Raw genomic sequence first — 12,309 nt, 5'->3', positions numbered from 1 at the left:
ATACGTCATGAGTGAACTGACCGAACTGCCGGCCTGGCAGGCCCTGTGGGACCATTTCGCCGAGGCCAGGCACCTGCACATGCGCGAGCTGTTCGCCGCCGATCCGGAGCGGGCCGAGCGCTATTCGCTGGAAGTGGGCGGCCTGTTCCTCGACTATTCCAAGAACCGCATCACCGACGCCACCTTGCTGGGCCTGATGCAGCTGGCGCGCGAAGCCGGCCTGCCGGCCAAGATCAAGGCGATGTTCAAGGGCGAGAAGATCAACCGCACCGAGAACCGCGCGGTCCTGCACGCGGCGCTGCGCAACCGCACCAACTCGCCGATCCTGGTCGACGGCGAGGACGTGATGCCGAAGGTGAACTCGGTGCTGGAGCGGATGGGCCGGTTTTCCCACGCGGTGCGCTCCGGCGACTGGCTGGGCTACACCAATCAGCCGATCACCGACATCGTCAACATCGGCATCGGCGGCTCCGACCTCGGCCCGCTGATGGTCTGCAGCGCGCTGAAGCCCTTCGGCCATCCGCGGCTGAACATGCACTTCGTCTCCAACGTCGACGGCGCGCAGCTGAAGGAAACGCTGAAGAAGGTGCATCCGGAGACCACGCTGTTCGTGGTGGAGTCCAAGACCTTCACCACCCAGGAGACGCTGACCAACGCGCTGACCGCGCGCGAGTGGTTCGTGGCGCGCGCGCGCGACGAAAAGGCGGTGGCCAAGCACTTCGTCGCGGTGTCCACCAACCAGAAGGCGGTGGCCGACTTCGGCATCGACCCGGCCAATATGTTCGAATTCTGGGACTGGGTGGGCGGCCGCTACAGCCTGTGGTCGGCCATCGGCCTGCCCATCATGCTGTACCTGGGCGAGGAGAACTTCACCGAGCTCCTCAACGGCGCCCACATCATGGACCAGCATTTCAAGAACGCGCCGTTCGAGCAGAACATGCCGGTGCTGCTGGCGATGATAGGCGTCTGGTACATCAACTACTACGGCGGCGGCTCGCACGTAATCGCGCCGTACGACCAGTACCTGCACCGGCTGCCGGCTTTCATCCAGCAGCTGGACATGGAGTCCAACGGCAAGAAGACCATGCTGGACGGCCAGCCGGTCAATTTCGAGACCGCGCCGATCATCTGGGGCGAAACCGGCATCAACGGCCAGCACGCCTTCTTCCAGCTGTTGCACCAGGGCACCCACATTTCGCCGATCGACCTGATCGCCTCGCTGGAAAACCGTTCCAGCCTGCCGGGCCACCACGAGATCCTGCTGGCCAACGTGTTCGCCCAGGCCGAGGCCTTCATGCGCGGCAAGACCGCCGACGAGGCGCGCGCCGAACTGGCCGAGCAGGGCCTGAAGGGCGAGGCGCTGGACGAATTGGTGCCGCACAAGGTGTTCGACGGCAACCGCCCGACCAACACCCTGCTGATGAGCCGGCTGGACCCGCGCAACCTGGGTTCATTGATCGCGCTGTACGAGCACAAGATCTTCGTCCAGGGCGTGATCTGGCACATCAACAGCTTCGACCAATGGGGCGTGGAGCTGGGCAAGCAGCTGGCCAAGACCATTCACGGCGAGCTGACCGGCAAGCTGCCGCTGGCCGCGCACGACAGCTCCACCAGCCGGCTGATCCAGCTGTACCGCAAGGCCAACGCCTGAGCCGCCGCGCCGTCGGTTTCCCTGATCCGCCCCCGCCTCGCGCGGGGGTTTTGTTTGCCTGGCGCCACAGTCGGGATTTCCCCGATTGTCGGACAGGATGCCGGCTGCTGAAATGGCGGGCCAAGTCAGACAAAAACAACGGACTGAAGAAGAATCATCGGGATGTGTAAGTTGCGCAGTACCTTGCTGGCCGGCGTCCTGCTGGCTTTCAGCCTGGCCGGCCATGGCGCCGGCCAGCCTGTCCACCCGGCCGGCGACGCCGCCGCTCCCATCATCCTCAGCGGCACCGTGGTCGGGCCGCTGCACACCGGCAGCAAGGCCGAGGGCACGTTTTTCCAGGCTTATCACCTGAAGCTGGCGCGGCCGCTGCGCTTCGACGACGGCGCGGCTTGCGGCGGCCAGCGCCTGTCCAGCCTGGCGCTGAGCCAGCCGGGCATGGCCCGCTTCAAGGGCCGCGCGGTCCGAATCCAGGCGCGGGTGTTCTGCCAGGAAGACCGCGGCGCCACCTACCGGCTGGCGGATATCAGCCTGCTGTAGGCGCTGCGGTCATTTCAGGCGGCAGTCGTTGCCTTCCAGCGTGTAATTGACGATGATCCCGGCCTGCACCATGAACGTGCGTTTGCAGAAGTTCTGCCGGCTGCTGAAGCCGCCGGAGCCGTTTTGCACGTCGCCGTAGACGGATGTCGAGGCGCGGGTGTAGCTCAGGTAAGTGGTTTTGCCGTTGACGTAGCTGGCATCTGGCGCGCCCAGCTCCGACAGGAGCTCGGCCTCGGTCCTGCCCAGCTGGATGTCGCGGATGAAGGTCTCGATCTGATTCCAGTTCCAGTCGTACTGGGTGTAGTAATAGCGCTCGTTGCCGCTGGGCTCAATCTTCAACGCCGAGCAATCGCCATTGGCCCGGGTCAACCTGGGGTAGGCGTTGCTGTAGTCATGGTACATCTCCCACTGCGCGCCCGAGACGGAACGCCACAAGGTCATGCATTGGCCGACGCTGTAGCCCGGATTGCCGGATACGACCAGATTGATCGCGCCGCGTGCGTCCCTGACCCGATACAGGGTCAGCGGGCCGAAATTCAGCTTTTTCCGGGAAGTGAATGCGGATTTGGACTCGATCTTCACCGGAAAGGATTTCGAGCGGGCCGGAGGCGCGTTGCGGAGAACGGGCGCTTCCCGCAGGCGAGGCGCGCCGCTGCCGCAGGCGCTCAACAGGGTTGCCGCCAGCAGCGGCATCATCACGGTTTTCATCAACATCGCGCTTTCTGCTTCGGCATGCGCGGCGCGGGGCGGCATGCCTTTGTTTTGCGTAAAGCGGCGATTTTAGCATTTTGGGATGCGGCGGCCGCAAGGGCGGACGGCGCCAAGCCGCGGGCTTACGCCGGTTGCGGGAACATCGCCGCCAGCTCCCGCGCCGCCGCGGCCGGGTCCAGCTGGTCGAACAGGCCGCCTATCACCGCGATGGCGTCGGCGCCGGCCTGGATGGCCTGGCCGGCGTTGGCGGCGGTGATGCCGCCTATCGCCACCCGCGGCAGCCGCAGCGCGGCCGCCTCGGCGAACAGCGACAGCGGCGCGGCCGCCGCGCCGGGCTTGGTCTGCGACGGAAACACCGCGCCGAAGGCGACGTAGCTGGCGCCGGCCGCCGCCGCCCGCCGCGCCAGCTCCAGCTGGTCGTAGCAGGACGCGCCTATGATGGCCGCCGGCCCCAGCCGCGCGCGCGCGGCGGCGATGTCGCCGTCGTCGCGGCCCAGGTGGATGCCGTCCGCCCCGGTCGCCAGCGCCAATTCGATGTCGTCGTTGACGATGAAGGCGGCGCCGCGGCCGCGGCACAGGCTGGCCAGCAGATTGGCCTGCCACAGCCGGCGCGCCGGGTCGCGGCTCTTGTCGCGGTATTGCAGCACCCGCGCGCCGCCCTCCAGCGCCGCCGCCGCCAGTTCCAGCAGCCTTTCGCTGTCGCAGCCGTCGGGCGTGACCGCGTACAGCCCCTCAATCCGGTTTGCCATCGCTGTCCTCGTCGTCGCCGCGCGCCCAGAACATGCGGTCGGGCAGGAATTGGCCCATGCCGGGGCGGAAGCCGTTGAGCAGGGTCTGGTAGGTGTATTCCTGCGCCTCGCGCACCGCTTCCGGCAGCAGCAGGCCGGTGGCCAGCATGCCGGCGATGGCGGACGCCAGCGTGCAGCCGGAGCCGTGATAGCTGCCGGGCAGCCGCTCCCAGTGGTCGGCGCGTACCACGCCGTCCGGGCTGTACAGGCTGTTGACGACTTCCTTGGTATTTTCGTGGGTACCGGTTATCAACAGATAGGGGCAGCCCAGCGCCAGGATGCGCTCGGCGCACTGGTCCAGCGTCAGTTCTTCGTCGTCGTCCGGGTCGTTGCTGGCCAGCCGGCGGGCCTCCAGGCTGTTGGGCGTCAGGATCGACACCTGCGGAATCAGTATGTCGCGCATCGCGCCTATCAAGTCCTCGTCGGCCAGTTCGTGGCCGCCGCCGCTGGCCAGCACCGGGTCCAGCACCACCGGGATGTCGGGGTAGTCGGCTAGCAGCTGCGCCACCACGGCGACGTTTTCCACGCTGCCCAGCATGCCGATCTTGAACGCGGCCACCGGCATGTCTTCCATCAGGAAGCGGGCCTGGTCGTTGACCCAGTCCGCGTCCAGCACCATCAGGTCGTTGACGCCGACGGTGTCCTGCACCGTGATGGCGGTGATCACCGACAGCGGATGGCAGCCCAGGCTGGCCAGCGTCAGGATGTCGGCCTGGATGCCGGCGCCGCCGGAGGGGTCGGAACCGGCCAGGGTCAGTACCACGGGAGGGGAGGGAGGAGTGGTCAAGGGCTAACCTCTTTTGTTTTATTGCGGTGGCACGATTTAGAATGTTCATTTTATCCGAACACGAGGGCGAAGCGATGCGTACTTGGATGTGTCTGATCTGCGGTTTCATCTACGACGAGGAAGCCGGCCGGCCGGAAGACGGCATCCCGCCCGGCACCCGCTGGGAAGACCTGCCGCCCAACTGGACCTGTCCCGATTGCGACGCGCGCAAGGACGATTTCCAGATGGTGGAGATCTGACCGCGATGTCCACGCAATGGAAACGATGGCTGTCCGGCGCCGCGCTGGCGGCGCTGTTGGCGGCTTGCGCCCAGGTCAGCACCACCGGCGGCGGCGCGGTCGGCGTCAGCCGCAGCCAGAGCATGCTGCTGTCCAGCCAGGAAGTGGCGCAGATGTCGGCCAAGGCGTACGCGCAGCAGCTGGGCGAGGCGCGCGCCGCCGGCCGGCTCAACACCAACGCCGCGCTGACCGCGCGGGTGCGGCGCGTGTCGCAGCGGCTGATCGCGCAGACGCCGGCCTTCCGCGTCGACGCCCGGGGCTGGCCCTGGGAGGTGAACGTGCTCGCTACCGACGACATGAACGCCTACGCGATGGCCGGCGGCAAGATCATGGTCTACTCCGGCCTGGTCAGCCAGCTGAAGCTGACCGACGCCGAGCTGGCGGCGGTGATCGGCCATGAGATCTCGCACGCGCTGCGCGAGCACACCCGCGAGAGCATGAGCCAGGAATACGCGCAGCAGGCCGGCCTGTCGCTGGTGGGCGCGCTGGCCGGCTTCAGCGCCGACCAGCTGAAACTGGCTTCGCTGGTGACCGACGTGACGCTGAGCAAGCCGCATAGCCGCACCATGGAGTCCGAGGCCGACATCATGGGGCTGGAACTGATGGCGCGCGCCGGCTACGACCCCAACGCGGCGGTGAACGTGTGGCAGAAGATGCAGGCGGCCGGCAACGGCGGCGGCATGGAGTTTCTGTCCACCCACCCGTCCGGCCCCACCCGCATCCGCGACCTGCAGGCCCACATCCCGCAGGTATGGCCGCTGTACCTGGCCGCGCCGAAAAAGGGCTGAGCGATGGTCCTGTCCGCCGCCTTCCTCGACGACATGCTGGGCTACGCCCGCGGGCTGCCCGGCGCCGTTTTCGACGTCAAATGGGGCGGCGTGCGGGTGGTGTCGATCGGCGGCAAGATGTTCCTGGCCTGCGGCGGCGACGGCCTGAGCTACAAGGTGGCCGACGACGACTTCCTGACGCTGTCCGGCCTGCCCGGCGCGCGGCCGGCGCCTTACCTGGCGCGGGCGCGCTGGATCCAGGTGTTGTCCACCGAGGCGCTGTCGCCGGACGACATCCGCGCGGGCATCGCCCGCTCGCGCGAACTGGCGCTGAGCAAGCTGCCCAAAAGCCAGCGCCTGGCCTGGCAATGAGGCGGCGGGCCGCGCGCCCATCCGCCTCCACAAGGAAACCCCATGAGTTATCTGTATCTGAAAGCCTTCCATATCTTTTTCGTGGTGTCCTGGTTCGCCGGGCTGTTCTACCTGCCGCGCATCTTCGTCAACCTGGCGATGGCGCAGCAGCCGGCGGAATACGACCGCCTGCTGCAGATGGCGCGCAAGCTGTTCCGCTTCATGACGCCGCTGGCGGTGCTGGCGGTGGGCACCGGCCTCGCGCTGTGGCTGGATTTCGGCATCGGCGGCGGTTGGCTGCACGCCAAGATGGCGCTGGTGGGCGTGCTGGCGGCGTATCACGGCTATTGCGCCAAGCTGGGCCGCGACTTCCTCACCCGCAGCAACCGCAAGAGCCATGTCTGGTTCCGCGTGTTCAACGAGCTGCCGGTGCTGGTGTTGCTGGCGGTGGTGATCCTGGTGGTGGTCAAGCCGTTCTGATGGGAGCGTTGCGATGAGGCGCGCATGGTTTGCCGGGCCGTTGCTGGCCGGCTGGCTGGTTCAGGCCGCCGCCGCGGCCGCTTTGCCGCCGGCGCTGCTGCTGAGCGTGGAGCGCGACGGCGAAGTCGTGCGGCAACTGCCGCTGTGCCTGGCCGCCGACGGCGGCTTCGGCGCCGATCAGCAGCGCGACGGCGCGGCGCTGGAGGTGAGCGGCCGGCTGCAGGCGCTGCGCAACCATCCGCACCCGCTGCTCAGCTTCCGGCTGAGCTGGCGCGACGAGGCTGGCGCGCAACAGCTGGACAGCCAGCTGGCGCTGGAGGGCGGCCGCCAGCTGCTGGGCGGCTTGCCGCTGCTGGTCTACCCCTATGGCCATGCGCCCGGCGTGGAGCCGCAGCGCAGCAGCCTCACTTTTTACCTGGAGCCGCAGGCGGCTTGCCCGCCGGCGGCGCCGGCCAAAACAAAGGAATGAATGAATGGGACTGGAAATCGAACGCCGCTTCGTGGTGAGCGGCGACGCCTGGCGCGGCCTGGCGCCGGCGGTGCAGTACCGCCAGGGCTATCTGTCGGTGGAGAAGGAGCGCACCGTGCGCGTGCGCGTGGTGGGCCAGCAAGCCTGGCTGACGCTGAAAGGCAATATCAGCGATGTCAGCCGCCATGAGTTCGAATACCCGATTCCGCTGGCCGACGCCCAGACCATCATGGCGGCGATGTGCCCGATGGTGGTGGACAAGCTGCGCCACCGCATCGAGCATGGCGGCTTCGTCTGGGAAGTGGACGAATTCTTCGGCGACAACGCCGGCCTGGTGCTGGCCGAGATCGAGCTGCCTAGCGAGGACACGCCGTTCGCCAAGCCGGCGTGGGTGGGCGAGGAAGTCACCCATGACGGCCGCTACACCAACGCCTATCTGTCCAAGCAGCCCTACACGCGCTGGTAGTGCGGGAACGGGCAGCCGCCGCTGACGCGGCGTCGGCTGCCGGCATGCAAGACTAGGCCGGCGCATGCTCCGGTCGATGCGCCAGGCTCAGCCCAAAGCCCATCACGGCAATCGAGCATCCTCCCAGCATATATATCGCCCGATAATAAGACAGCCCTATCATGATCGCCGTCACCGCTAGTAGCAAAGCGGCTGCCAGATAGCAGAACTTGCCCCGCGCATGGCTTGAGCGGCTTTGCCATATCGCGATCAGCAAGCTCAAAGAACCGAGCAGGTACAAAAACAGCTCCCGCGCCAGCATCAGCACCGACATCGCCCCGAGATCGGTCAGATGAAAGACCTGACGAAAATAAAGCGGGGAGATCAAGGCATAGATGCCAAACAGCGAAAACAGACCCCAACGAGCCAACTTGGCCATGCCAAACTCCAAAGTATCCAATGCGGGCCCGACTTTACCGTTTTCCCGGCCGCGGCTCTAGCGGCATCGCTTCCTGAATCGCCATCGGCTGGCGGCGGCATTCGTCCACCTCCGCCCCCCTTCGCCGCAAAGGCGCTTGTTCCGGAGCCGATCCACTCCGTCCCTGCGCCGGCGGGACCGCTCTTCTTTGACGCCCCGCAGGATAGGGATGCCTCACTTATCCACAGCAATCCCGTTTTTTCAATCTTATCCACACGCCACCCATCGAGACCGCCACTCGGGTAAAATGGCGGCATCACGACGGCCCCATCTGCGCCGCCGCGCCCTCTCATTTCGCGGCTGACGCCGCCAGACAAGGAAAATCCATGTCCCGCAATCTGGAACTGTTCGAACGTGGCAAGAAAGTGATCCCCGGCGGCGTCAACTCGCCGGTGCGCGCCTTTGGCCAGGTCGGCGGCACGCCGCGCTTCGTCGCCCGCGCCGAAGGTGCCTATTTCTGGGATGCCGACGGCAAACAGTATCTGGATTACGTCGGCTCCTGGGGCCCGGCCATCGTCGGCCACGCCCATCCGGAGGTGGTGAAGGCGGTGCAGGACGCCGCTGTCGGCGGCTTGTCCTTCGGCGCGCCGACCGAGGGCGAAGTGGTGATCGCCGAGGAAATCTGCAAGCTACTGCCGTCGATCGAGCAGGTGCGGCTGGTGTCGTCCGGCACCGAGGCGACGATGACCGCCATCCGCCTGGCGCGCGGCTTCACCGGCCGCGACCTGATCGTCAAGTTCGAGGGCTGCTACCACGGCCATTCGGACAGCCTGCTGGTGAAGGCCGGCTCCGGCCTCTTGACCTTCGGCAACCCGTCGTCGGGCGGCGTGCCGGCCGATTTCACCCAACACACGCTGGTGCTGCAGTACAACGATGTCGAGCAGCTGTCGCGCACCTTCGCCGAGATCGGCGACAAGATCGCCTGCGTGATCCTGGAGCCGATCGCCGGCAATATGAACCTGATCCAGCCGTCGGCCGAGTTCGTCAAAACGCTGCGCAGCCTGACCGAGCGGCACGGCGCGGTGCTGATCTACGACGAGGTGATGACCGGCTTCCGCGTGGCGCTGGGCTGCGCGCAGAGCCTGCACGGCGTCAAGCCCGACCTCACCACGCTGGGCAAGGTGGTGGGCGGCGGCATGCCGCTGGCGGCTTTCGGCGGCCGCGCCGACATCATGGGCAAGATCGCGCCCCTGGGCACCGTTTACCAGGCCGGCACGCTGTCCGGCAATCCGCTGTCGGTGGCCGCCGGCCTCGCCACGCTGAAGCTGATCCAGCAGCCCGGCTTCCACGACACCCTGGGCCGGCGCAGCGCGCGGCTGGCGCAGGGCCTGGCCGAAGCGGCGCGGCAGGCGGGCGTCACGCTGTCCAGCGACAGCGTCGGCGGCATGTTCGGCTTTTACTTCAGCGCCGCGGCGCCGAAGTCGCACGCCGAAGCCACCCGCTGCGACATCGAGGCCTTCAAGCGCTTCTTCCACGCGATGCTGGATGAGGGCATCTACTTCGCGCCGTCGGCCTACGAGGCCGGCTTCGTCTCCATCGCCCACAGCGACGAGATGATAGAGCAGACCATCGCCGCAGCCGGCCGCGCCTTCGCGCGCATCTGACGCGGCAGCGGCGGCGGACAAGGGAGCCCAGGCTCCCTTTTTTATTGCGCTGAAGAAATCCGGCCGAATTGGTAAAATTCCCGTGCATTGCAAAAACGATACCGGCCGATCAGGCCTGCGGGACATTGTGGTTCAAGGGGGATGTGGATGGAAAGGAAGACCAGGCTGCGCCTGGCCGCGGGCGCGTGCGCGCTGGCGGCCGCGACCCTGGCCGTCGGCTGGCTGCTGAGGGGCGGCGACCAGATCAAAGTGGAAAGGCTGGCATTGGCGGCCGCGCCCGGGCGCGAACTGGCGGCCAGCCTGATGAACCGGGCCTACGGCAGCGAGCAGCATGACGCGCGGCGGGATTGCTGGCATTACCTGCGCGAGGACGGCGGCGACTACTGCCTGCGCCCGCTGGCGCTGGACCGCGCCGCGATCGGCCGCGAGCGCCGGCTGTACCTGTTCGCCGGCGGCGGCAAGGATGGCGCGCGCGACGAGGAGCGCGGCGGCATGGTCGGCGCTTTCGTCGCCGACGCCGATACCCTGGCGCCGATCGCCGGCAGCCGGGAGCTGGATTTTCTCAACCAGAAGGCCGCCGGCCCGGAGCAGGTGCAGTTGCTGCAATTGTCCGGAGACGGTTATATGGGCTGGTTCGCGGCCGGCCGCGCCGGCGTCGAGGAGTTTCCGCAGTTTTACGCGCCCAGGGGCGACGAGGTGGTGGCGATAGGCGGCGAGGTATTCGGCCGCGACGCCGATGCCGTCGCCGGGCTGAAGTTCGCCTACCAGCTGGACAGCGCCCAGCGCGGCGGCCGGGTCTACCCGCTGTCGCTGGTCGTCCGCGACGGCAAGGACAAGCAGTTGGCCAGTTTCGATTTCCGTTTCGACCGCCGCCGCTGGGAATATGTTTGCGCCGATGTCGACTGCCGGGTGCGCGCCGGTCTGCCGACGCGGCCGGAGCGGGTGGCAAACGCCCAGCAAGCGCCGGCGGCCGACGCCAACGAAGCGCTGTTCGGCCGCGGCCGCAAGTTGTCCGACGCCGATCTGCGAGACGTGCTGGGCCAATTGGGCATGCGCTACGTCGCCGAGGACGGCGCGGCCGGCTTCGTCGGCCAGAACGGCTGCGACGCGCCCTATCCGCTGGACGCCCATTTCGAGCGCGACGGCGGCCAGGAGCAGCTGTGGGTGCGCGGCGGCGACGGTTGCACTTCGGGCGCGGCCGGCGCGTCGGTCTGGGTGTTTGTCCGCGGCGACGATGGCCGCCTGCGCGCCAATCTGGGCATGCCGGCCGCCGATGTGCGCCGCACCCGCGACGTGTCGGCGGGCGTGCATGACCTGCGCGTCGGCTCGGCCGGTTTCTGCGACCGGCTGTGGCGCTGGAACGGCAAGGCCTTCGTCCATCTGTTGAACATTCCCACCCAGAGCGGCGGCTGCGACGGCGCCGATCTCTAGCGGAACGGCGGCGCGGGCCGCCGTTTCGTTTTCCAGCCGTCCTGCCTGCCCTGTCCGTTCGCCAGTCAAGCCACGCCCCTCACTTGGCCTGATAGAATGACAAGTCAAATTTACTGACGAGTATTTTTTCAATTGGCATCAAGCCATCCGGGTTAAGACCATTATGGGAAACAAGAAAAAACTCGCGTTGCTGGCAGGCGGCGCGCTATTGCTGATCGCAGTCGGCTTCGGCGGTTGGAAATATTGGAAAGCGCACCAGGCGGTGCAGGTGGAGCGGCTGGCGCTGGATGGGGAACCAGGGAAGCAACTGGCCGACGACATCATGGACAAGATGTATGGCCGGGACGCGCGCGATGGCAAGCAGGGCTGCTGGAACATCGACGCCGGCAATGGCGGGGAAGAAACCGTCACCTACTGCATGAAGCCGTTGGCCTTGGACCGTGTGCAGGCAGAAGGCGAGGAGCGGCTCTATCTGTTCGCCGGCGGCAGCTTCCCGGATGCCAGCCATGCCGACTCGCAGGCCTTGGTCGGCGCTTTCGTGATCAATGCCAAGACTCAGGAATTGATCGCCGGCGACCGGGAATTGCCCTTTACCAACGGATTCGCCAGCGCGCCCAGCGAGGTGAAGCTGCTGCCCTTGTCGGCGACCGGCTATATGGCCTGGTTCGCCGAGGGCGGCGACATGCATCAGGGAATTTCCGCCAGTTTCCCGCAGCTGTTCGCGCCCAAGGGCAAGAAGGTGGTGGAGATCAGCGGCGACTTGTTCGGCAAGAGCGAAGGCATGTCGGAGGAGCTGAGCTTCGACTACCGGCCGGACGCGTCCAAGGCCGATGCCAAGGTCTACCCGCTGTTGCTGACGGTGAAACAGGACAAGGACAAAACGGCGGCCAGCTTCCGTTTCGTCTTTGACCACAAGGCGTGGCATTACGTCTGCGCCGACCAGGCCTGCCGCAAGCAACAGGGCATTCCGGCATATCAGGAGCCGGCGGCCGACGACGATGACGGCGAGCAGCCGGCGCAGCCGCCGGCCGACGCCAACGCCGCCTTGTTCGACGACGGCAACAAGCTGTCCGCCGCCGACCTGAAGGACGTGCTGGCGGCGCTGGGCGCGAGCTATGTGGTCAAGGATCAGGACAACTGGGGCTTCGTCACCGAGCAATGCCGGCAGCCGTTCAAGCTGAGCGCTTCCTACCCGAGCGACGAAAAGGACAGCCACAACGAACTGTGGCTGGAAGGCGGCAGCGCCTGCACTTCCGGCACCACCGGCCAGAGCATGTGGCTGTTCATCCGCGGCGAAGACGGCCACCTGCGCGCCAACCTGGGCGTGCCGGCTAGCAAGACCGTGGTGACCGGCGACCTCAACAACGGCCGCTACGACTTGCGCCTGTCCAGCAACGGCTTCTGCGAAGCGGTGTGGCGCTGGGACGGCAGCCAGTACGCGCATCTGAAGAACATCGCCACCCAGCCCGGCGGCTGCGGCGGCGAGTAAGAACAGACGGCCGCAAGCCTGCGGCCGCGCTGGCCAAAGATTT

Annotated in this window: 15 protein-coding genes; 11 read left to right on the top strand and 4 right to left on the bottom strand. The window is 66.9% G+C overall.

Annotated elements, in window-relative coordinates:
- The first annotated feature begins 7 nt into the window (after positions 1–7).
- Positions 8–1,651, top strand: a complete 1,644-nt coding sequence (pgi, locus tag U6115_RS01020) for a glucose-6-phosphate isomerase (RefSeq protein WP_043572965.1) — start codon at positions 8–10, stop codon at positions 1,649–1,651.
- 171 nt (positions 1,652–1,822) lie between these two features.
- Positions 1,823–2,188, top strand: a complete 366-nt coding sequence (locus U6115_RS01015; protein WP_047243631.1) for a hypothetical protein — start codon at positions 1,823–1,825, stop codon at positions 2,186–2,188.
- Positions 2,189–2,197: 9 nt separating this feature from the next.
- Here the strand turns inward: U6115_RS01015 and U6115_RS01010 are convergent, their stop codons facing one another.
- The 3 genes from U6115_RS01010 to thiD all read right to left on the bottom strand — a co-directional run bounded on the left by U6115_RS01010 (position 2,198) and on the right by thiD (position 4,474).
- On the bottom strand, positions 2,198–2,902 hold the full coding sequence (locus U6115_RS01010; protein ID WP_146008401.1) for a hypothetical protein: 705 nt from the start codon (positions 2,900–2,902) through the stop codon (positions 2,198–2,200).
- 119 nt (positions 2,903–3,021) lie between these two features.
- On the bottom strand, positions 3,022–3,648 hold the full coding sequence (gene thiE / locus U6115_RS01005) for a thiamine phosphate synthase (RefSeq protein WP_043572957.1): 627 nt from the start codon (positions 3,646–3,648) through the stop codon (positions 3,022–3,024).
- Positions 3,632–4,474, bottom strand: coding sequence for a bifunctional hydroxymethylpyrimidine kinase/phosphomethylpyrimidine kinase (gene thiD, locus U6115_RS01000; RefSeq protein WP_043572955.1), 843 nt, complete (start codon positions 4,472–4,474; stop codon positions 3,632–3,634). The genes thiE and thiD overlap by 17 nt, the downstream gene beginning before the upstream one ends.
- Positions 4,475–4,515: 41 nt before the next feature.
- Here thiD and U6115_RS00995 point away from each other — a divergent pair, with 41 nt between their 5' ends.
- Genes U6115_RS00995 through U6115_RS00970 form a run of 6 tightly spaced genes read left to right on the top strand, consistent with a single transcriptional unit; the run spans position 4,516 to position 7,285 of the window.
- Positions 4,516–4,713 carry a rubredoxin gene (locus U6115_RS00995; protein WP_425266101.1) on the top strand — a complete coding sequence of 66 codons (198 nt, stop codon included), beginning with the start codon at positions 4,516–4,518 and terminating at the stop codon, positions 4,711–4,713.
- 5 nt (positions 4,714–4,718) lie between these two features.
- On the top strand, positions 4,719–5,540 hold the full coding sequence (locus U6115_RS00990) for a M48 family metallopeptidase (RefSeq protein ID WP_043572953.1): 822 nt from the start codon (positions 4,719–4,721) through the stop codon (positions 5,538–5,540).
- A gap of 3 nt (positions 5,541–5,543) precedes the next feature.
- On the top strand, positions 5,544–5,891 hold the full coding sequence (locus U6115_RS00985) for an MmcQ/YjbR family DNA-binding protein (RefSeq protein ID WP_043572950.1): 348 nt from the start codon (positions 5,544–5,546) through the stop codon (positions 5,889–5,891).
- Positions 5,892–5,933: 42 nt separating this feature from the next.
- Positions 5,934–6,350: a CopD family protein gene (locus U6115_RS00980; protein ID WP_043572948.1), complete on the top strand. Its 417-nt coding sequence runs from the start codon at positions 5,934–5,936 to the stop codon at positions 6,348–6,350.
- Positions 6,351–6,363: 13 nt separating this feature from the next.
- Positions 6,364–6,819, top strand: a complete 456-nt coding sequence (locus U6115_RS00975; protein ID WP_146008402.1) for a hypothetical protein — start codon at positions 6,364–6,366, stop codon at positions 6,817–6,819.
- Between the two features lie 4 nt (positions 6,820–6,823).
- Positions 6,824–7,285 carry a CYTH domain-containing protein gene (locus U6115_RS00970; protein ID WP_043572943.1) on the top strand — a complete coding sequence of 154 codons (462 nt, stop codon included), beginning with the start codon at positions 6,824–6,826 and terminating at the stop codon, positions 7,283–7,285.
- A gap of 52 nt (positions 7,286–7,337) precedes the next feature.
- Here U6115_RS00970 and U6115_RS00965 read toward each other — a convergent pair whose 3' ends face one another.
- The gene (locus U6115_RS00965; protein ID WP_043572941.1) at positions 7,338–7,703 is read right to left on the bottom strand and encodes a hypothetical protein; all 366 of its coding nucleotides are present in this window, start codon (positions 7,701–7,703) and stop codon (positions 7,338–7,340) included.
- 365 nt (positions 7,704–8,068) lie between these two features.
- Between U6115_RS00965 and hemL the strand changes: the two genes are divergently transcribed.
- The 3 genes from hemL to U6115_RS00950 all read left to right on the top strand — a co-directional run bounded on the left by hemL (position 8,069) and on the right by U6115_RS00950 (position 12,266).
- Entirely contained in the window at positions 8,069–9,346 is a 1,278-nt protein-coding gene (hemL, locus tag U6115_RS00960; RefSeq protein ID WP_043572937.1) for a glutamate-1-semialdehyde 2,1-aminomutase, read from the top strand.
- A gap of 147 nt (positions 9,347–9,493) precedes the next feature.
- Positions 9,494–10,777 carry a hypothetical protein gene (locus U6115_RS00955; protein WP_146008403.1) on the top strand — a complete coding sequence of 428 codons (1,284 nt, stop codon included), beginning with the start codon at positions 9,494–9,496 and terminating at the stop codon, positions 10,775–10,777.
- Between the two features lie 163 nt (positions 10,778–10,940).
- On the top strand, positions 10,941–12,266 hold the full coding sequence (locus U6115_RS00950; RefSeq protein WP_043572932.1) for a hypothetical protein: 1,326 nt from the start codon (positions 10,941–10,943) through the stop codon (positions 12,264–12,266).
- The last annotated feature ends 43 nt before the right edge of the window (positions 12,267–12,309 follow it).

This window comes from Chromobacterium subtsugae, from assembly GCF_035919665.1.
Lineage (GTDB): Bacteria > Pseudomonadota > Gammaproteobacteria > Burkholderiales > Chromobacteriaceae > Chromobacterium > Chromobacterium subtsugae.
Note: the sequence above shows the minus strand (reverse complement) of the source record. Positions and strands in the feature narration are given on the sequence as shown.